At 75.9% G+C, this 22951-nt stretch carries 2 protein-coding genes; both read left to right on the top strand.

Annotation, left to right across the window (positions count from 1 at the left end):
• The first annotated feature begins 94 nt into the window (after nucleotides 1–94).
• The gene (locus ACIPSJ_RS26145) at nucleotides 95–9583 is read left to right on the top strand and encodes a type I polyketide synthase (protein ID WP_401349476.1); all 9489 of its coding nucleotides are present in this window, start codon (nucleotides 95–97) and stop codon (nucleotides 9581–9583) included.
• A 15-nt stretch (nucleotides 9584–9598) separates the two neighbouring features.
• Complete coding sequence (locus tag ACIPSJ_RS26150; protein ID WP_401349479.1) at nucleotides 9599–22876, top strand: type I polyketide synthase; 13278 nt, start codon at nucleotides 9599–9601, stop codon at nucleotides 22874–22876.
• Nucleotides 22877–22951: the final 75 nt, after the last annotated feature.

Below are 22951 nucleotides of genomic sequence, written 5' to 3' on the forward strand. Positions count from 1 at the left end.
CGAGGTCGCGGGACCCCTAGGGGCTCCGCGATAGGGGGGCCACAGGGGGGCACTAGGGGTAGGCGGTGGCACGCGGTGCCTCAGTGTGAGACACATGTCTGCACCGGTGAACGAAGCCACAGCCGTCGTCGGGATCGCCTGCCGGCTCCCCGGCGCCCCCGACCCCGATGCCTTCTGGAAACTGCTCGACGAAGGCGGGAACGCGGTCGGAGAGCCGCCGGCCGGCCGATTCCGGGGAACGCCGGACGGCGCGGACGTGAGGCCCGGCGGATACCTCGACCACGTCGACCTCTTCGACCCGGAATTCTTCGGCATATCGCCCGCCGAGGCCGCCGCCGCCGACCCCCAGCAGCGACTGGTCCTGGAACTCGCCTGGGAGGCGCTGGAGAACGCGGGAATTCCCCCGCGCGACCTCAAGGCGTCCCGGAGCGGGGTGTTCGTCGGGGCGCTCGCCGCCGACTACGCCTCCCTCGTCCATCGGCAGGGCGCCGACGCGATCACCCGGCACACGCTGACCGGCCTCGCCAAGGGCGTCATCGCCAACCGGCTTTCCTACGCCCTGGACCTGCGTGGGCCGAGTCTCACCGTGGACACCGCGCAGTCCTCCTCCCTGGTCGCCGTGCACCTCGCCCTGGAGAGCCTGCGCACCGGCGAGTCGGAGGTGGCGCTGGCCGCCGGGGTCAACCTCAACCTCGCCCCCGGCAGCACCCTGGTCGTCGACCGCTTCGGCGCCCTCTCGCCCGACCACACCTGCTTCACCTTCGACGCCCGGGCCGGCGGTTACGTCCGGGGCGAGGGCGCCGTGCTGCTCGTCCTCAAGCCGCTCTCCCGGGCTCTCGCCGACGGCGACCCGGTGCACGCCGTCCTGCTGGGCAGCGCGGTCGGCAACGACGGGGCCACCGACGGACTCACCGTGCCCGGCGCCGCCACCCAGGCCGAGGTGATCCGCCGGGCCCTCGACCGGTCCGGCGTCCGCGCCCAGGACGTCCAGTACGTCGAACTGCACGGCACCGGCACTCGGGTCGGCGACCCCGTCGAGGCCGTCGCGCTCGGCGAGGTGTTCGCCCCCGGCCGACCGGGGGACCGGCCGCTGCTGGTCGGCTCCGCGAAGACCAACGTGGGCCACCTGGAAGGCGCTTCCGGGATCGTCGGACTCCTGAAGACCGTGCTGGGCCTCCGGCATGGCAGGCTCCCCGCCAGCCTCCACTTCGCCGAGCCCAACCCCGACATCCCCTTCGGCCGGCTGCGGCTCGCCGTCCGCACCGAGAGCGGCGCCTGGCCGCGCCCCGAACGTCCGCTGATCGCCGGCGTCAGCTCCTTCGGCGTGGGCGGCACCAACGCGCACGTCCTGGTCTCCGAGGCCCCGCGCACCGCCCCGGCCGACCCCGAGCGCCGTACCGCTCCGGCCGGTCCCGTCGCCTGGCCGCTGTCCGCGCACACCCCGCAGGCACTGCGCGACCAGGCGGCGAAGCTCCGCGCCCACCTGGCCGAGCACCCTCGACTCACCGCGCACGACGTCGGGTTCTCCCTCGCCACCACCCGGGCCACCCTCCCGCACCGGGCCGTGGTGACCGGTCAGGACCGCGGTGAACTCCTCTCCGGACTCGCAGCGCTGGAGTCCGGCGCGCAGTCCGCCGGGCTCAGCACCGGCCGGGCGGGCGACGGTGGCGGCACCGTGTTCGTCTTCCCCGGACAAGGCTCCCAGTGGCCCGGCATGGCTCGCGAACTCTACGGCGTCGACCGGGACTTCGCGGCGGGCATCGACGCCGTCGCCGACGCGCTCGCCCCGCACACCGACTGGTCTCTGCGCGACCTGCTGCTCGGTGCACCCGACGCCCCGCCGCTGGAGCGCGCCGACGTCGTCCAGCCCGCACTGTTCGCCGTGATGGTCTCCCTCGCCGCCGCCTGGCAGGCCCGAGGGGTGCACCCGGACGCGGTGATCGGCCACTCCCAGGGCGAGATCGCCGCCGCCCACGTGGCCGGCGCGCTCAGCCTCGACGCCGCCGCCGCGCTGGTCGCCCTGCGCTCCCGGGCCATCACGGAACTCGCCGCCACGGTGAGCGGCGGCATGGCCTCCGTCCCGCTCCCGGAGGCCGAAGTCGCCGCCGGGCTGGCGGACTTCGGCGGCCTCCTCAACGTGGCCGCGGTCAACGGCCCGTCCGTCACGGTCGTCTCCGGGGACCGGGACGCCGTCGAGGCACTGGTCGCCGCCTACGTCGCCGACGGCGTCCGTGCCAAGGCCATCCCGGTCGACTACGCCTCCCACTCCGCGCAGGTCGAACCCCTCCGCGACACGCTGCCCGCCCTCCTCGCCGACGTCAGGCCCCGCCCCGCCCACACCGCCTTCTACTCGACCGTCACCGGCGGCCTCCTCGACGGCACCGCGCTCGACCCCGCCTACTGGTTCCGCAACCTGCGCTCGACCGTGCGCTTCCGCCAGGCGGTGGAGGCCGCGCACAGCGCCGGGCACCGCGCGTTCGTCGAGGTCAGCCCGCACCCCGTGCTCACCCTCGGCCTCGCCGACCTGTCCGGCGCCGCCGTCACCGGCACCCTGCGCCGGGACGACGGCGGACCCGGCCGATTCCTCACCTCCCTCGCCGACCTGCACACCCGCGGCGGCGAAGTGGACTGGACCGAGCTGTACGGCCCCGACGCGCGCCGGGTACCGCTCCCCACGTACGCCTTCCAGCGCCGCCGGATCTGGCCCGAGGCTCTGCCCGGCCCCGAGGCGCCCCTGCTCGCGGATGCCGGGGGCGAGCAGCCCCGTACCGCTCCCGAACCCGCCGCCCCCGTGCCCGCCCCGACGACGGCGCCCGGCGCGGACCCACTGGGGGTCGTGCTCTCCAGCGCGGCCCTCGTGCTCGGGCAGCCCTCGCCGGACGACGTCGACCCCGATCTGACCTTCAAGGACCTCGGGTTCGACTCCGTGGCCGCCGTCGAGTTCCGTGACCGGCTTGCCGCCGCCACCGGCCTCGACCTGCCCTCCACCCTCACCTTCGACCGGCCCACCGCCCGCGCGGTCGCCGACCACGTCCGCACCCGGCTCAACGGCGGCGGGGACGGCCCCGCCGCCGTGGCGGAGACACCGCGCCCACCCTCCGTCGGCGAACCGATCGCCGTGGTCGCCCTCGCCGGCCGCTGGCCCGGCGACGCCCGTACCCCCGAACAGCTGTGGGAGCTGCTGCGCGAAGGCCGGGACGCGGTCGGCGACTTCCCCGCCAACCGGGGCTGGGACGTCGACGCCCTGTACGACCCCGAAGGCCTGCGCCACGGCACCTCGTACACCCGCCAGGGCGGCTTCCTGCACGACGCCGACCGGTTCGACGGCGCGTTCTTCGGGCTCGCCCCGCGCGAGTCGGCCGCCATGGACCCGCAGCAGCGGCTCCTCCTGGAGTCCTCCTGGGAACTGCTGGAGCGCGCCGGGATCGTCCCGGCCGATCTGCGCTCCACCCGCACCGGTGTGTTCGTCGGCGTGATGCCGCAGGACTACGGCCCCCGGCTGCACGAGACCCCCGAGGGCTACCAGGGCCACGCCCTGACCGGCTCGCTCACCAGCGTCGCCTCCGGGCGGATCGCCTACACCCTCGGCCTGGAGGGCCCCGCCGTCACGGTCGACACCGCCTGCTCCTCCTCCCTGGTCGCGCTGCACCTGGCCGCGCAGTCGCTGCGGTCGGGCGAGTCGGACCTGGTCATCGCGGGCGGCGCCACGGTGATGTCCGGACCGGGCATGTTCACCGAGTTCAGCCGCCAGCAGGGACTGGCCCCCGACGGCCGCTGCAAGCCGTTCGCCGCGGCCGCCGACGGCACCGCCTGGGCGGAGGGCGTCGGCCTGGTGCTGCTGGAGCGGCTGTCCGACGCGCGGCGCAACGGTCACCGGGTGCTCGCCCTGATCCGCGGGTCCGCCGTCAACCAGGACGGCGCCTCCAACGGGCTGACCGCGCCCAACGGACCCGCGCAGGAACGCGTCATCCGCCAGGCCCTCGCCTCGGCCGGTCTGGGCCCCGCCGACGTCGACGCGATCGAGGCGCACGGCACCGGCACGACCCTGGGCGACCCGATCGAGGCACAGGCGCTCATCGCCGTCTACGGCCAGGACCGTGACCCCGCACGTCCCCTGCTGGTCGGCTCGGCCAAGTCCAACCTCGGCCACACCCAGGCCGCCGCCGGCGTCACCGGTGTGATCAAGCTCGTCCAGGCGCTGGAGCACGGCGAACTCCCCGGCACCCTGCACGTGGACGCGCCCACCCCGCACGTGGACTGGTCGGCCGGGACCGTCACCCTGCTCACCGGCGCCACGCCCTGGCCGGAGCCGGCCGAGAGCCGCCCCCGGCGCGCCGCGGTGTCCTCCTTCGGCATCAGCGGCACCAACGCGCACCTGATCCTGGAGTCCGCGCCGCCGGAGCGGGACACACCGGACTCGGCCGCGACCGCGGCCGGTGCGGGTGCCGCGGACGTACCGACGGCCGCCGACCCCACGTCCACCTCCGACACCCTGTCCGCGTCCGTGCCCTGGATCCTGTCTGCCCGCTCCGACGACGCGTTGCACGCCCAGGCCGCCCGGCTGCTCGATCACCTGGACGGCGTCGCCGGCGGCGCGGACACCGGGGGCGGCGCGGATACCGGCGGGGCCGAGGGCACCGACGACGCATCCCTCGGCTGGTCGCTGGTCGCCACACGGGCGCTGCACGACCATCGGGCCGTGGTCACCGGCGACTCCCGGGCCGCTCGGGTGACCGCTCTGCGCGCACTCGCCGACGGGACCGAGGCCCCTGGCCTTGTCAGCGGCACCGTCACCGGCCGGGCCCCGCGCACCGCGGCCGCCTTCCCCGGCCAGGGGAGCCAACGCGTCGGTGCGGGCCGGGAGCTGTACGACACCCACCGCGTCTTCGCCGCCGCACTGGACGAGGTGACCGCTCTCTTCGACGCCGAACTCGACACCCCGCTCCGGGACGTGCTCTTCGCCGAGCCCGGCACGCCGGCCGCAGCCCTGCTGGACACCACCGCCTACACCCAGCCCGCCCTGTTCGCGCTCGGGGTCGCCCTGCACCGCCTCGCCGAGTCCTACGGATTCCGTGCCGACGCCTACATCGGCCACTCGATCGGCGAGCTGACCGCCGCGCACCTGGCGGGTGTGCTGTCGCTGCCCGACGCGGTCCGGCTCGTCGCCGCCCGTGGCCGGGTCCTGCAGGCCCTGCCCGAGGGCGGGGCAATGGCCGCCCTTCAGGCGAGCGAGACCGAGGTCACCCCGCTGGTCGCCGGATCCGGGGGACGTGTGAGCATCGCCGCGGTCAACGGCCCGGCCTCCGTGGTCGTCTCCGGCGACGCCGACGCGGTCCACGAGATCGCCGCCGCCCTCACCGCCCGGGGCCGCAAGACCAAGAACCTGACGGTCAGTCACGCCTTCCACTCCCCGCACACCGAGCCCGCCCTCGCCGAGTTCCGGGATGCCGCCGCCACCGTCGAACTCCGCGAGCCCAGGGTGCCGGTGGTGTCGAACGTGACCGGGCGGCTCGCCGCGACCGGGGAGCTGACCGACCCGGAGTACTGGGTGCGCCACATCCGGGAGGCCGTACGCTTCCACGACGGAGTGGACGCGCTGCGCGAACTCGGTGTCTCCGCCTACCTCGAACTCGGCCCCGACGCGGTGCTCACCGCGCTCACCGAGGCGAGCCTGGAGGCCGGCGCCGACGAGGACGGCGCCGACGAGGACGGCGCCGACGCCTCCGAGCCGCCCGCCCGCACGGTCGTCCCCGTGCTGCGTCCGGGCCGGGGCGAGGCCCGCACCTTCGCCGAGGCGCTCTCCCGGCTGCACGTCCACGGTGTCCCCGTCGACTGGCGGGCCGCCTTCGACGGACTTCCGGTCCGCCGCCTCGACCTGCCCACCTACCCGTTCCAGGGCCGTCGGTACTGGCTCGACACCCCGTCCGGCGCCGCCCCCGGCACGGCCGGACTCGACCCGGCCGGCCACCCGCTGCTCGGCGCCGCGCTGGACCTGCCGGACGACGCGGGCACCGTGTTCACCGGACGCCTCGCACTGCGCACCCATCCCTGGCTCGCCGACCACACCATCGCCGGGCGGACCCTGCTGCCCGGGGCCGCGGTGGTCGACCTCGCCCTGCACGCCGGGGGCCGGGTGGACGAACTGACCCTGGAGACACCGCTCGAACTGCCCGCGGAGGGCGCCGTCCGCCTCCAGGTCGCGCTGGGCGCGAGGGACGACGAAGGGCGCCGCCCGCTCACCGTGCACTCCCGCCCCGAAGGGGCCGACGGCACCTGGACCCGGCACGCCACCGGTCTCACCGCCGACGCCCCGGCCCGCCCGGACGACGGCCCCGCTCCGGCGGCGGGCGCCGTACGCACCGAGGCAGAGGACACTGTCTGGCCTCCGCCCGGTGCCGAGCCCGTCGACCTCACCGGTTTCTACGACGGTCTCGCCGCCGACGGCTACCAGTACGGCCCGGCGTTCCGCCTGCTGACGCGGGCCTGGCGGGTCGGAGAGGAGGTCCACGGCGAGGTCGGCCCCCTGCCCGGCGCCGACGACGGCCCGTCCGCCGCCCCCGGTCACGTCCTCCATCCCGCGCTGCTCGACGCCGCCCTGCACGCCGTGGTCGCCCTGGTCCCCGGAACCGCCCGCCTCCGGCTGCCGTTCGCCTGGGAGGGAGTCACCGTCCACCGCCCCGGCGCCTCGGCCCTGCGAGTGAGCGTCCGCCCCACCGGCACCGACACCGTTGCCCTCCGGCTCACCGACACCTCCGGCTCACCGGTCGCCGACATCGACGCGCTCACCCTGCGCGCCGCGCCCCGTCCCCGGACCGGCACCGGTCATCTGCTCGACTGGACCCCGGCGCCCACCCCGGACGGGACACGACAGGCGGACTCCTCCTGGACGTTCCTCGGAGACCAGAACGACCCGCTGCGCACCGCGGTGGCCCACGCCACCGGCCGCCCGGTGGCCGCCGCCGGACCTGACGGCCTGGTCGTCGCGCCCGCCCCGGACGCCGCCACCGCACTCGCCCTGCTCCAGCACCGGATCGCCGAACACGGCGAAGACGAAGGCAAGTTGCTCCTGCTCACTCAAGACGCCGTCGCCACTCACCCCGGTGAGGACGTCTCCGAGCAGGCCGCGGCGGTGTGGGGACTGGTTCGCGCGGCGCAGGCCGAACACCCGGGCCGCTTCGCCCTGTTGGACCTCGCGGGTGCCCCCGGTACCCCGGCCGCACCCGCCGCCCGCTCGGCGGACGCCGTCGCCGCCCTGCTCGCCGCCGGGGAGGAGCAGTTCGCCGTACGCGGCCCCGACCTGCTGGTGCCCAGGCTGCGGTCGGCCCCCGCGGCCGCCACCCTCACCCCGCCCGAGGGCGCCGGCCCCTGGCGACTGGACGCCGAACCGCCCGGCAGTCTCGACGCCCTCGCCCTGCTGCCCGCCCCGGAAGCGACCGCACCGCTCGCCCCCGGTCAGGTCCGGGTCGCGCTGCGGGCCGCCGGCCTCAACTTCCGGGACGTCCTCATCGCTCTCGGCATGTACCCGGGGCGGGCCAGGGTCGGAGCCGAGGGTGCCGGCGTGGTCCTGGAGACCGGGCCGGGTGTGCCGGGGCTGACCCCTGGGGACCGGGTCACCGGCCTCACCCAGGGTGCTCTGGGCCCGGTCGCGGTCACCGACCACCGCCTGCTCGCCCGCATCCCCGACGACTGGGACTTCGCCCGCGCGGCCGGTGTGCCGGTCGTCTTCCTCACCGCCTGGTACGGCCTCTTCGAACTGGCCGAACTCAAGGCCGGGGAGCGGGTGCTGATCCACTCCGCGGCCGGCGGCGTGGGCCAGGCGGCGGTACGGCTCGCCCTGCACGCCGGGGCCGAGGTGTACGCCACCGCCCACCCCGACAAGTGGGACACCCTGCGCGCGCTCGGGCTGCCCGAGGACCGGATCGCCTCCAGCCGCACCCTCGACTTCGAGCAGGCCTTCCGTGCGGCCACTCCCGGCGGACGCGGCGTCCACGTCGTACTGAACTCCCTGGCACGGGAGTTCACCGACGCGTCGCTGCGACTCCTGGAGTCCGAGGGCCGGTTCGTGGAGATGGGCAAGACCGACCTACGGGACGCGGCGGCGGTGGCCGCCGAATACGACGTCGACTACCTCGACTTCGACCTGTTCGACATCGACCCGGACCGGATCGGGGCGATCCTCACGCGGCTCCTGCGGCTGTTCGCCGAGGGCGCGCTGGAGCCCCTGCCGTTCCTCGCCGAGGACGTACGGCACGCCCCGAGCGCCCTGCGCCGCCTCAGCCAGGCCCGGCACACCGGAAAGCTGGTGCTCACCCTCCCGGCGCCCCCGCTCGACCCGGACGGCACCGTCCTGGTCACCGGCGGCACCGGCGCCCTGGGCCGGCTGGTCGCCCACCGACTGGTCACCCGGCACGGGGTACGGCGCCTGCTGCTCACCGGACGCCGTGGTCCCGGCGCCCCGGGCGCGCAGGCGCTGCGGGACGAACTGGCCGTGTTGGGCGCCGAGGTGACGCTGGCCGCCCTCGACGCCGGTGACCCGGACGCGGTGCGCGCCCTGGTCGACGCCGTCCCGGCCGACCGCCCGCTGACCGCCGTGATCCACGCGGCCGGTGTCCTGGACGACACCGTGCTCACCTCGCTCACTCCCGAGCGACTGGCGGGGGTCGCCCGACCCAAGGCGGACGGAGCCCTGTACCTGCACCGGGCCACCGCCCACCTCGACCTGTCCGCGTTCGTGCTGTTCTCCTCCGCCGTCGGCGTGCTCGGCAACGCCGGACAGGCCAACTACGCCGCCGCCAACGCCCGGCTGGACGCGCTGGCCCAGTACCGGGCGGTGCGCGGGCTGCCCGCGGTGTCCCTGGCCTGGGGGCACTGGGCGGAGGCCGGCGGCATGGCCGCGGGCCTCGACTCCGCCCAGGCGGACCGGCTGGGCAGGACCGGACTCGCGCCGATGACCAACGAGACCGCGCTGGCCCTGTTCGACACCGCGCTGCCCGCCCCCGTCGCCGCCGCGACGCCGTACGCCGCTCTGGTGGCGGCCGAGATCGACACCGGCCACGGGGTCCGGCGGCTCTCCCCGGTGCTGCGCGCCCTCACGGCGAAGGCCGGGGAGGCGGCCGGCAGGTCCCGTCCCGCGACCACCACGCGTACCACCGACCCGGCCGAGGCCCTGCGCCGCGACCTGGCGGCCGCCTCCCCGGCCGACCGGCGACGGCTGCTGCTCACCCATGTCGCCGAGACCGCCGCGGCCGTCCTCGGCCACTCCGACGCCACCGCGATCCGGCCCGCCAACGGGTTCATGGAGAGCGGGTTCGACTCGCTCGGCGTCATCGAGCTGCGCAACCGGCTCGGCGCCACCACCGGACTACGGCTGCCGACCACCGTCGTGCTCGACCACCCCACCCCGGCCGCCCTCGCCGGCCACCTGCTCGAACTCCTCGCCCCGGCCGAGCCGGAACCCGCACCCGCCACCCCGGCCGCAGCGCCGCGACCGTCCGCGCCGTCCGTCGACCTGGCGGCCCTGATCACCTCCGCCGCCGACGACGAGATCTTCGACCTCATCGACAGCCAGCTCGGCATTTCGTAGGAAAGGCACGCCCACATGAGCACCCATGAGGCCAAGCTGCGCGACTACCTCAACCGCGTCGCCACCGAGCTGCACCACACCCGGGAGAAGCTGAAGGAGGCCGAGGCCGAGGCCAGGGCCGCCGCCGACCGCCCCGACGAGCCGATCGCCATCATCGGCATGGCCTGCCGCTACCCCGGCGGAGCCGACACCCCGGACGCCCTGTGGCGACTGGTCAGCGAGGAACGTGACGTGATCGGCGGTTTCCCCGCCGACCGCGGCTGGGACCTGGACCACCTCTACGACCCGGACCCCGACGCCGCCGGCCGCACCTACGCCCGCGAAGGCGGATTCCTCTACGACGCAGGGGACTTCGACGCCGCCTTTTTCGGTGTCTCCCCCCGCGAGGCCCTCGCCGCCGACCCACAGCAACGGCTGCTCCTGGAGACCTCTTGGGAGGCGCTGGAGAACGCCGCCATCGACCCGGCCACCCTGCGCGGCAGCCGCACCGGAGTGTTCGCCGGCGTGATCGCCCAGGAGTACGGCCCGAGCCTGCACCACAAGCCCGCCGACCAGACCGACGGCTACGTCCTCACCGGCACCACCACCTCGGTCGCCTCGGGCCGGGTCGCCTTCACCCTCGGGCTGGAGGGCCCGGCGGTCACCGTGGACACCGCCTGCTCCTCCTCCCTCGTCGCCCTCCACCTGGCCGCCCAGTCGCTGCGCCGCGGTGAATGCGACCTGGCGCTGGCCGGCGGCGCCACCGTGATGGCCGCGCCCGGCATGTTCATCGAGTTCAGCCGCCAGCGCGGACTCGCCCCCGACGGCCGCTGCAAGCCGTTCGCCGCCGCCGCCGACGGCACCGGCTGGGGCGAGGGCGTCGGCGTGATCGCCCTGGCCCGTCTCTCCGACGCCCAGCGCCTCGGCCGCCCGGTGCTGGCCGTGCTGCGCGGCTCCGCCGTCAACCAGGACGGCCGCAGCAGCCAGCTGACCGCCCCCAACGGCCCCTCCCAGCAGCGGGTCATCCGGGAGGCGCTCAAGGCTGCCGGACTCGGCCCCGGCGACGTCGACGCCGTCGAGGCGCACGGCACCGGAACCCGGCTGGGCGATCCCGTCGAGGCGCAGGCCCTGATCGCCACCTACGGCGGCGGCCGCACCGCCGACCGGCCCCTGCTGCTCGGCTCACTGAAGTCGAACATCGGCCACACCCAGGCCGCCGCCGGCGTCGCCGGCGTGATCAAGATGGTGCAGGCGATCCGGCACGGCGTCCTGCCCAAGTCCCTGCACGTGGACGCCCCCTCATCACACGTCGACTGGTCCGACGGCACCGTCCGGCTGCTCACCGAGGCGCAGCCGTGGCCCGCCACCGACGACCGGCGTCCGCGCCGCGCCGCCGTCTCCGCCTTCGGCGTCAGCGGCACCAACGCCCACGTCATCATCGAGCAGCCGCCCGCCCCGGTTCCGCTGCCCGCCCCGCGGGCGACCGACCTCGACGAGGTCGCCGTGCCGGCCCGGATCCTGCCCTGGGTGATCTACGCCCGCACGGGCGACGCGCTGCGCGACCAGGCCGGCCGGGTCGCCGACCACCTCGACAGCACCGCCGCGGCACCCGCCGACGTGGCCCATGCCCTGGCCACCACTCGCACCGCGTTCGACGAGCGCGCCGTGGTGATCGCCGAGGACCCGGCCGACGCCCTGCGCGCCCTCGCCGCCGGCGAACAGCCCGCCGACGCCGTCCGCGGCACCGTCCGCCCGGCCGGCGCCGACGGCAAGGTGGTCTTCGTCTTCCCCGGCCAGGGCACCCAGTGGCGCGGCATGGCCGCCGAACTCCTCGACGCCTCGCCCGTGTTCGCCGCCGCCGTCGACCGGTGCGCGGCCGCCTTCGCGCCGTACCACGACTGGGCCCTGACCGACGTGCTGCGCGGCGCCGAGGGCACGCCGGACCCCGACCGCACCGACGTCCTGCAGACCGCCCTGTTCACGGTCATGGTCGCCCTCGCCGAGGTGTGGAAGTCCTACGGCCTCACCCCGGACGCCGTCGTCGGGCACAGCCAGGGCGAGGTGGCCGCCGCGGTCGTCGCGGGCGGTCTCTCCCTGGAGGACGCCGCCCTGATCGTCGCCCTGCGCGCCCGCGCCCTGGAGGACATCGCGGGCCGGGGCGGCATGGTCGCCGTCGCGCTGCCCGAGGCCGACGTCACCCGCGAACTCGACGCGCGCTGGGCCGGACGGCTGTCCATCGGCGTGGTCAGCGGCCCCGCCTCGGTGGCCGTCTCCGGCGACCTGGACGCCCTCGACGAACTCCGCGCCTTCTACGCCGGCCTGGGGGTGCGCACCAGCGTGATCCCGATCGCCTACGCCTCCCACTCCTCGCAGACCGACGCCCTGCGTGGCCAACTCCTCGACGCCTTCGCACCCGTCACCCCGCGCACCGGAACCGTCCCGCTGCTGTCCACCGTGACCGCCGACTGGCAGGACACCGCCGGACTCGACGCCGCCTACTGGGTCGCCAACCTGCGCCGCACGGTCCGTTTCGAGGAGGCCACCCGCCGCCTCGCCGACACCGGCCACACCGTCTTCGTCGAGGTCAGCGCCCACCCCGTGCTCACCGGCGCGATCCTGGAGACCCTGGAGGCCCGGGAGCCCCAGGTCGGCCCCGACCGCGCCCCGATCGTCACCGGTACCCTGCGCCGCGGGCAGGGCGGCCCGGACCGGCTGCTGCGGTCCGCCGCCGAACTGCACACGCAGGGCGTGGCGCTGGACTGGGCCGCCGTCATCGGCGCGCCCGGCCCGCGCCCGGCGGCAGGCCTGCCGACCTATCCCTTCCAGCACGAGCGTTACTGGCTCGACGCCACCCGCTCGCCCGAACTCCTCGCCCCCGCCGGCGCCGCCCCCGACGACTTCTTCTGGGACCTGGTCGGCGAGCAGGACGACGACCGGCTCGCCACCGCTCTCGGCCTGCCCGCCGCCGCCCTCGCGCCGGTGCTGCCCGCGCTGACCTCGTGGCGGGAACGTCGGCTCGCCGCCGATGCCACCGACCGCTGGCGCCACCGCCTGGTCTGGCGCCCGGTCCGCCCCGCCGGGCCCGCGCGCCGGCCGACGGGGGAGTGGCTGCTCGCCGTGCCCGACACCCACGCCGGCCACGCCCACGTCGACGCGCTGCGCACCGTCCTCGAATCGGGCGGAGCCCGCCCGGTGACCCTCCTCGTCCCGCCGGACACGGACCGCGCCGCGCTCGCCGCCCTGCTGCCCGCGTCCGGTTCCTTCACCGGTGTCGTCTCGCTGCTCCATCTCGCCGAAGGCCGTCTCGACGGCCATGACGCCGTCCCCCGCTCCCACGCCGCCCAGCTGGCCCTCACCCAGGCCCTGGACGACGCCGGCCTCCAGGCTCCCCTCTGGTTCCTCACCCGGGGCGCCGTCTCCACCGGCCCCACGGACCATGTCACCGACCCCGAACAGGCCCTGGTGTGGGGCTTCGGCGCCATCCTCGCCGCCGAGAACCCCGCCCGCGCCGGCGGCCTCGTCGACCTGCCCGCCGAGCCCGACCGGCGCACCTGGGAGCGGATCGCCGCGCTGCTCGCCGACCCCCGCCCGGACCGGGAACGGGAGACCGCCGTCCGCGCCGCAGGCGTCCTCGCCCGCCGCCTGGTCCCCGCCGCGCCGCTGCCGCCCGCCCCGGCCGACGGCGCCGACGAACAGGCCCTCCCCGAGCGCCTGCTGTCCGGCACCACGCTGATCACCGGCGGCTCCGGCGCCCTCGGCGGCCACCTCGCCCGCTGGCTGGCCCGGCACGGCGCCCGCCACCTGCTGCTCCTCAGCCGCCGGGGCGCGGACGCGCCGGGCGCCCTGGAACTCGCCGAGGAACTCGCCGGCTCCGGCGCCACCGTGACGTTCGCCGCCGCAGATGTCGCCGACCGGGACCAGCTGGCCGCCGTGCTCGCCGCCGTCCCGGAGGACCGGCCGCTGACCGCCGTCGTGCACACCGCCGCCGCCCTGCACGACGCACTGATCGGCCGCCTGACCCCCGCCCACCTCGACCGCGCGCTGCGAGCCAAGGCGACCGGCGCCCGCAACCTGCACGAACTGACCCTGGACGCCGACCTGGCGGCCTTCGTGCTGTTCTCCTCCCTCGCCGGCGTGTGCGGGGTCCCTGGCCAGGCCAACTACGCCCCCGGCAACGCCTACCTGGACGCGCTCGCCGACCAGCGCCGCGCCGCCGGGCTGCCCGCGAACTCGGTCGCCTGGGGCCACTGGGCCGGTGACGGCATCGCCGCCGACGGAGCCGAAGCGACCCTGCTCCGGCACGGACTGGTCTCCCTCCCGCCGGACGGCGCCCTCACCGTCCTCGGTCAGGTCCTCGCCCACGACGAGCCGCACCTGGTGGTCGCCGACGCGGACTGGCCTACCTTCTTCCGCGACCGCCGACACCCGCTGGCCGCCGAACTGCCCGGAGTGCGCGCGGAGTCGGCGGAACCCGTGGAAGGAGCCGCGCGCCCGGGCCGCTGGACCGCACTCGCCCCGGCCGAGCTGCGCCGCGAACTCCTCACCGTCGTACGCGCGCAGGCCGCCGCCGTTCAGGGGCACGCCTCCCCGGACGTCATCGACCCCGCCCGTGCCTTCAAGGCACACGGCTTCGACTCACTGATGTCGGTGGAACTGCGCAACCGCCTCTCCGCCGCCACCGAACGGCAGTTGCCGGCCACCCTCGTCTACGACCACCCGACCCCCACCGCGCTCGCCGACTGGCTTGCCGGTGAACTGGGCGGCGCGGACGTCGGGACTCACGTCGCCGGTCCTGTCCGGACCGCCGCGCGGGACGACGACCCGATCGTGATCGTCGGCATGGCCTGCCGCTACCCGGGCGGCGTGACCTCGCCCGAGGAACTGTGGCGGCTGGTCGCCGACGGCACCGACGCGCTCACCGGGTTTCCCGAGGACCGCGGCTGGGACCTCGACCGCCTCTACAGCCCCGATCCCGACCGGCCCGGCACCTCCTACTCCCGGCACGGCGGATTCCTCGACTCCATCGCCGACTTCGACCCCGAGTTCTTCGGCATCTCGCCCCGCGAGGCCCCGGCGATCGACCCGCAGCAACGGCTGCTCCTGGAGACGACCTGGGAGCTGCTCGAACGAGCCGGTATCGACCCACGCGCACTGCGCGGCAGCCGGACCGGCGTCTTCGCCGGCATCTCCGGGCGTGACTACGCGTCCGGTACCCAGGACGTGCCCGCCGAGCTGGAGGGCTACCTCGGCATCGGCAACGCGGGCAGTGTCGCCTCCGGCCGGGTCTCCTACACGTTCGGTTTCGAGGGTCCGGCGGTCACCGTGGACACCGCCTGCTCCTCGTCGCTGGTCGCCCTGCACCTGGCCGCCCAGTCGCTGCGCTCCGGCGAGTCCGACCTGGCGCTGGCCGGCGGGGTGCTGCTGATGTCGACCCCGACCGTCTTCGTGGAGTTCAGCCGCCAGCGGGCGATGTCCACCGACGGACGCTGCAAGGCGTACGCGGCGGGGGCGGACGGCACGGGCTGGGCGGAGGGTGTCGGGCTGCTGTTGGTGGAGCGGCTGTCGGACGCCCGGCGTCTGGGGCATGAGGTGCTGGCGGTGGTGCGTGGTTCGGCCGTGAACCAGGACGGTGCCTCCAACGGGCTGACCGCGCCGAGCGGTCCGTCCCAGCAGCGCGTGATCCGTCAGGCGCTCGCCGCGAGCGGACTCGCTCCGGCAGACGTGGACGCCGTGGAAGGCCACGGCACCGGCACCACCCTCGGCGACCCCATCGAGGCGCACGCCCTGATCGAGACCTACGGCAAGGATCGCCCCGGCGGACGGCCGTTGCTGCTCGGTTCGGTGAAGTCGAACATCGGGCACACCCAGGCCGCGGCCGGCGCCGCCGGTGTGATCAAGATGGTCGAGGCGATCCGTCGCGGCGTGCTGCCGAAGACCCTGCACGTGGACGAGCCGTCCCCGCACGTCGACTGGTCCTCGGGTGCCGTGGAACTCCTCACCGAGAACCGCGACTGGCCCGCACTCGACCGCCCGCGCCGCGCCGCCGTCTCCTCCTTCGGCGTCAGCGGCACCAACGCCCACGTCATCCTCGAAGCACCACCGGCCGGTGAGCCCGCGGACAACCGGGCAGCCACCGGGGAACCTGCCGGTGCCGCAGCCACCACCGGCGGAACCGCAGGCGGCCGGACCGCCACCGGGGAACCTGCCACGGGTGAGCCCGCCGCAGCCGCCGCCGGTGAGCCCACCGTCGGACTCCCGCTGGCCTGGCCGGTGTCCGCCCGCACCCCCGAAGCCCTCCGCGCCCAGGCAGACCGTCTCGCCGACCACGTCGACGCCTCCGCCGACGCCCCGCTGGACCTCGCCCACTCCCTCGCCACCACCCGGGCCGCCCTGGAGGAACGCGCCGTCGTCGTCGGCGGCCCCGACGGCCTGCGCGCGCTCGCCGACGGCTCCCCGTCCCCCTCGGTGATCACCGGCACCGCCGGCCAACCGGGCGGCCTGGCCTTCCTCTTCACAGGCCAGGGCAGTCAACGCGCGGGAATGGGCGCCGAGCTGTACTCCGTTCACCCCGTCTTCGCCGCCGCCTTCGACGAGGTCGCCGCCGTCCTCGACCCGCTCCTCGACCGTCCGATCACCGAGGTCATCGCCTCCGGAGACGGCCTGGACGACACGGTGTACACCCAGCCCGCGCTGTTCGCCGTGGAGGTCGCCCTCTTCCGCCTCTACACCTCCTGGGGCGTGCGCCCCGACTTCGTCGCCGGGCACTCCGTGGGCGAGATCACCGCGGCCCACGTCGCCGGGGTGCTCGACCTGCCCGACGCCGCCGCTCTGGTCGCCGCCCGGGCCCGGTTGATCGGCGCGCTGCCGTCCGGCGGCGCCATGGCGGCCGTCCAGGCCACCGAGGAGGAGATCCGGGCCGAACTGCCCGCCGGGGTGGACGTGGCCGCCGTCAACGGGCCGCGCTCGGTGGTCGTCTCCGGCGACACCGAGGCCGTCCACGCCGTCGCCGAGGCGTTCGCCGCCCGGGGCCGGCGCATCCGGCACCTCACCGTCAGCCACGCCTTCCACTCCGCGCACCTGGACGCCGTCCTCGACGACTTCCGCGCGGTCGTCTCCGAACTCACCTACGCGCGGCCGGAGATCCCGGTGGTGTCCGCGCTGACCGGCCGGATCGCCGCCGAAGGCGACCTGGCCACGCCCGAGTTCTGGGTCCGGCACGTCCGCGACGCGGTGCGCTGGGCCGACGCGGTCCGCGCCCTGGAGGCCGCCGGGGTCCGCACCCACCTCGAACTCGGTCCCGACGGCACCCTGAGCGGACTCGTCCGCCAGACCTACGGCGAGGGCACCAACGTGGTCGCCGTTCCGGCGCTGCGCCGCGACCGGTCCGAGACCACGACCGCGCTCACCGCGCTCGCCCACGCCCACGTCCGCGGTCACGAGACCGACTGGAGCGCGTACTTCGCCGGCTCCGGCGCCCGCCGGGTGGACCTGCCCACCTACGCCTTCCAACGGCGCCGGTTCTGGCTGGAGCCAGGTGCGGCCTCCGACCCGGACGCGCTCGGGCTCGGCGCCGTCGACCATCCGGTTCTCGCGGCGGCCGTACCCCTGCCGGACGCCGACGCCCTGCTGCTGACCGGCACCCTCTCCACCCGCACTCACCCGTGGCTCGCCGACCACGTGGTGCTCGGCACGCCGGTGCTGCCCGGCGCCGCCCTGGTCGAACTGGCCGCACGGGCGGGCGACGCGGTCGGCGCGGCCCGGCTGGGTGAACTCGCCGTCGAGACTCCGCTCGTGCTGCCCGCGCGGGGCGGCGTACGGGTCCAGGTGTCCGTCGCCGCGCCCGACGCCGCCGGGGACCGGCCGGTCACCATCCGCTCGCAGGCGTCCGGCGCCGACTGGGTCCGCAACGCCACCGGAGTCCTCGCCGCCCACGCCGGACCGGCCGAGTTCCGCCTCGACCAGTGGCCGCCGACCGGCGCCGAGACGGTAGCCGTAGACGACGTGTACACCGCGCTCGGCGCGACCGGTCTGGACTACGGACCCGCCTTCCGAGGCATACGGGCGGTCTGGCGGGACGGCGAAACCTACTACGCCGAGGTGACCCTCCCGGAGGAGCGGCACGGCGAGGTCGGCGGCTTCGACATCCACCCCGCCCTGCTCGACGCGGCACTCCAACTGCCCGGCCTGCGCAACGCGTCCGGCGGCTCCGGCGAGCCCACCCGGCTGCCGTTCCTCTATCGCGACGTCACCCTGCACGCCACCGGCGCCACCGCCCTGCGGGTCCGGCTCACCGCCCAGGCCGCCGACACCTTCTCCCTCCAGGCCACCGACCCGTCCGGAGCCCCGGTGGTGACGGTCGGCACCCTCGTCACCCGGCCCGCCAAGGCGCCCGCCGGGCCGCCCGCACCCGAGGGCCTCCACACCCTCACCTGGCCGGTGGCCAGGGACGGTGGTGCGGGCGCCAAGGTCTCCGACATCACCGACTGGACCGAGGTCCGGCTCGGCGGCGGCATCGCGGACGACCTGCCCGGTGCCGAGGGCGACGACCTGTCCGGCACCCCCGACCGGCTCCGCGCCGCCCTGGCCCGCGCCCTGACCACCGTCCAGGAGTGGCTCACCGGCCCCCACCCCACCACCGCCCGGCTCGTCGCCGTCACCCACGGCGCCGTCGCCACCGGACCCGGCGACCCCGCCCCCGACCCGGTCGCCGCCGCCGTGTGGGGGCTGCTGCGCTCCGCCCAGACCGAGAACCCCGACCGGATCGTCCTCGCCGACCTCGACGGCACCCCGGAGTCCGAGGCCGCCCTCGCCTCCGCCGTCGCCGGCGGAGAACCGCAGATCGCCCTTCGCGGCGGCGCCGTCCACGTACCGCGCCTGGCCGTGGCGCCCGGCGCCGTCGCCCCGGCGGCCGACTGGAACCCGGACGGCACCGTCCTGGTCACCGGCGGCACCGGCACCCTGGGCGCCCTGATCGCCCGCCACCTGGTCACCGAGCGGGGGGTACGGCACCTGCTGCTCACCTCCCGGCGCGGCGAGGACGCCCCCGGCGCCGCCGAACTCCGCGCCGAACTGGCCGAGTCGGGCGCCGAGGTCACCGTCGCCGCGGTGGACACCGCCGACCGGGACGCCCTCGCGGCCGTGCTCGCCGCGATCCCGGACGACCGCCCGCTGACCGCGGTCGTACACACGGCCGGTGTCGTCGACGACGGCGTGACCACCGCGCTCGACCCCGACCGCCTCGACACGGTGCTGCGGCCCAAGGCCGACGGCGCCTGGCACCTGCACGAGCTGACCGCCCACCTGCCGCTGGACGCGTTCGTCCTCTACTCCTCCGTGGCCGGAGTCCTCGGTTCGCCCGGTCAGGGCTCCTACGCCGCGGCCAACACCTTCCTCGACGCGCTCGCCGCCCGGCGCCGCGCCCAGGGGCTCGCCGCCCAGTCGCTGGCCTGGGGCCAGTGGGAGCAGCCCAGCGGCATCACCGGCCACCTCACCGCCGCCGACCTCGCCCGACTGGCCCGGCTCGGCGTGCGGCCACTGACCGACACCGAGGGCACCGCCCTGTTCGACACGGCCGAGGCCACCGGCGAGGCCCTGCTGGTGCCGTCCCCGTTCGACCTCGCCGCCGTGGCCGCCTCCGGGGCGCCCGTGTCGCCGCTGCTGCGCGGACTCCTCCCGAGGCAGGCACGGCCGGTCCGCCGCAACGCCGCCGCCGCGCCGGCCACCGGCGAGGCCGCCGGGCTCGCGGACCGGCTCGCCGCCCTGCCGGACACCGCCGCCCGCGAGGCCGCCCTGCTCGACATGGTCCGCACCGAGACCGCGACCGTGCTGGCCACGACCCCCGCCTCGGTCGGCGCCCGCAAGGCGTTCACCGGGCTCGGCGTCGACTCCCTGACCGCGGTCGAACTGCGCAACCGCCTCGGCACGGCCACCGGCCTCACCCTGTCCGCCGCGCTGGTCTTCGACCACCCGACCCCCGCCGACGTCGCCGCTCATCTGGGCGAACGCCTCCTCGGAGCCCCCGACCCCCAGCCGCTGCCTGCCATCACCGCGTCGGCGGGCGCTCGCGAGGACGACCCGGTCGTCATCGTCGGCATGGCCTGCCGGCTGCCCGGCGGGGTCGCGGGCCCGGACGACCTGTGGGCGCTGGTGCGCGACGGCGTCGACGCGGTCGGCGCGTTCCCCGACGACCGGGGCTGGGACCTGGAAGCCCTCTACTCCGAGGACCCCGACCGGCCCGGCACCTCCTACACCCGGCACGGCGGATTCCTGGAGCGGGCCGCCGACTTCGACGCCGCGTTCTTCGGGATCTCCCCGCGCGAGGCGCTGGCCACCGACCCGCAGCAGCGGCTGCTCCTGGAGACCGCCTGGGAGACGCTGGAGAGCGCCGGCGTCGACCCGCAGGCCCTGCGCGGCAGCCGTACCGGTGTCTTCGCCGGTGTGATGTACCACGACTACGCGCCCCGGGTCCGTGAGGTGCCCGCCGAGCTGGAGGGCTGGCTGAGCAACGGAACCGCCGGCAGTGTCGCCTCCGGCCGGATCTCCTACACCTTCGGTTTCGAGGGCCCTGCGGTCACCGTGGACACCGCCTGCTCCTCCTCGTTGGTCGCCCTGCACCTGGCCGCGCAGTCGCTGCGGGCGGGGGAGTGCGACCTGGCCCTGGCGGGCGGCGTCGCCGTGATGTCGACCCCCACCACGTTCGTGGAGTTCAGCCGCCAGCGCGCCCTCTCCGCCGACGGACGCTGCAAGGCGTACGCGGCGGGGGCGGACGGCACCGGCTGGGCGGAGGGCGTCGGCCTGCTCCTGGTGGAGCGGCTGTCGGACGCCCGGCGTCTGGGGCATGAGGTGCTGGCGGTGGTGCGTGGTTCGGCCGTGAACCAGGACGGTGCCTCCAACGGGCTGACCGCGCCGAGCGGTCCGTCCCAGCAGCGGGTCATCCGTCAGGCGCTCGCCGCGAGCGGACTCGGCCCGGAGGACGTGGACGTGGTCGAGGGCCATGGCACCGGCACCACCCTCGGCGACCCCATCGAGGCCGAGGCCCTGCTGGCCACCTACGGGCAGCGGGAGAACGTCGAACGGCCGCTGTGGCTGGGCTCGTTGAAGTCCAACATCGGGCACACCCAGGCCGCGGCCGGTGCCGCCGGCGTCATCAAGATGATCCAGGCGATCCGGCACGGTGTGCTGCCGAAGACTCTGCATGTGGACGAGCCGTCCCCGCACGTCGACTGGTCCTCGGGTGCCGTGGAACTCCTCACCGAGAACCGTGAGTGGCCCGCACTGGACCGCCCGCGCCGGGCCGCCGTGTCCTCCTTCGGCGTCAGCGGCACCAACGCCCACGTCATCCTCGAAGCACCGCCCGCCGCCCCCACGCCGCCCGCGTGCGGCGACGCGCCCGCCGCACTGCCCTGGGTGCTCTCCGCCCGGACCCCGGCGGCCCTGAGCGGCCAGGCCGCCCGGCTCGCCAACCGCCTCGACGGCACGGACGATGAGCGGGCCGACCTCGCCCACTCGCTCGCCGTCACCCGCGCGGCGCTGGAGGAACGCGCCGTCGTCCTCGGCCCCGACCCGCGTCCGGCGTTCACCGCGCTCGCCAACGGGGAATCCGCCCCCGGCCTGGTGCGCGGCCGGGCCGACACCGACGGGCGGACCGTGTTCGTCTTCCCCGGCCAGGGCGCCCAGTGGGCCGGTATGGCCGTCGAACTCCTGAACACGGCACCGGTGTTCACCCGGAGGATCGAGGAGTGCGCCGAGGCCCTCGCCCCGTACACCGACTGGTCGCTGCTCGACGTCCTGCACGGCGTCGAGGGCGCCCCGGGCCTCGACCGGGTCGACGTGGTCCAGCCGGTGCTGTGGGCGGTGATGGTCTCCCTCGCCGAGCTGTGGACCTCCCTGGGGGTCCGCCCGGACGCCGTGGTCGGCCACAGCCAGGGCGAGATCGCCGCCGCCACCGTGGCCGGGGGGCTCACCCTGGACGACGGCGCCCGCGTCGTGGCCCTGCGCAGCCGCGCCATCATCGCCCTCTCCGGACGCGGTGGCATGGCCTCCGTGCCGCTGCCCGCCGCCGACGTCGCCGCCCGTCTGGACAGCGGCTGGGCCGGCCGGCTGTCGGTCGCCGTGGTCAACGGCCCCGGCTCGGTGGTGGTCTCCGGCGACGCCGACGCCCTCGCCGAACTGGTCGCCGCCTACCAGGCCGAGGACGTACGGGCCCGGCTGATCCGCGTCGACTACGCCTCCCACTGCGCCCACGTCGACGCCGTGCGGGACGAACTCCTCGACCTGCTCGCCCCGGTGCGCCCGCGCACCGGCACGGTCCCGCTGCTGTCCACCGTGACCGGCGACTGGCAGGACACCGCGGGACTGGACGCCGCGTACTGGGTCGCCAACCTGCGGCAGACGGTCCGCTTCGAGGAGGCCACCCGCGCCCTCGCCGCCTCCGGGCACACCGCGTACGTCGAGATCAGCCCGCACCCGGTGCTCGCCGTCCCGCTCCAGGAAACCCTGGAGTCGGCCGGCGCCGCCCGCCACACCGTCTCCACCGGCACCCTCCGCCGTGACGAGGGCGGCCTCGGGCGTTTCCTCACCTCGGCCGCCGAACTGTACGTGCGCGGGGTGCCCGTCGACTGGGCGGCGTTCCTCGCTCCGGCCGCGCCCCGCCGGGTGCCGCTGCCGACGTACGCCTTTCAGCGGCAGCGCTACTGGCTCGACGCGGAGGTCACCAACACCACCGTCGCCACCGCGAGCCTCACCGCCGCGCCGGGCGGACAGCCGTCCGACGACGGCCAGGGCCCGGCCTGGCTCCGGCGGCTGGCGGGCCTCGGCCCGGAGGAACGGGTCGGGACCCTCACCGCACTGATCCGCGCCGAGGCGGCCGTCGTGCTCGGCCACACCGACGGGGCCCAGGGTGTCGCGGCCGACCGGGCCTTCCGGGACCTCGGGTTCAGCTCGCTCACCGCGGTCGAACTGCGCAACCGGATCGGCGCGGCGATCGGCCTCGACATCCCCGCGACCCTGGTCTTCGACTACCCGACCCCGGCCGGGATCGCCGCCTACCTGGCCGCCCGGCTCCCCGTGGACGACACCACGTCGGCACCCACCGTCGAGGCCTCGCTCTCCGCCTTGGAGGAGGCGCTGACCACCGGCGACGACACCGGCGACGTGCTGTCCCGGCTGCTCGACCTGATCGGCCGCTTCGACCGCCGTCCGGCGGGCGACGGCACCGGTCCCGGGCCCGCCCCGGACCTGGCGGACCTCGACCTCGACAGCGCCAGCGACGAGGAACTGTTCCGACTGGTCGACGGCAACGCCGGCTCCCACTGAACGCGGGGCGGGGCGCCCACCCCGGCGCCCCCTTCCACTCAGAACCACGATCCCTCCGAACGGGAAGAGGTACGA

This window comes from Streptomyces sp. NPDC090088 (assembly GCF_044747345.1).
GTDB lineage: Bacteria > Actinomycetota > Actinomycetes > Streptomycetales > Streptomycetaceae > Streptomyces.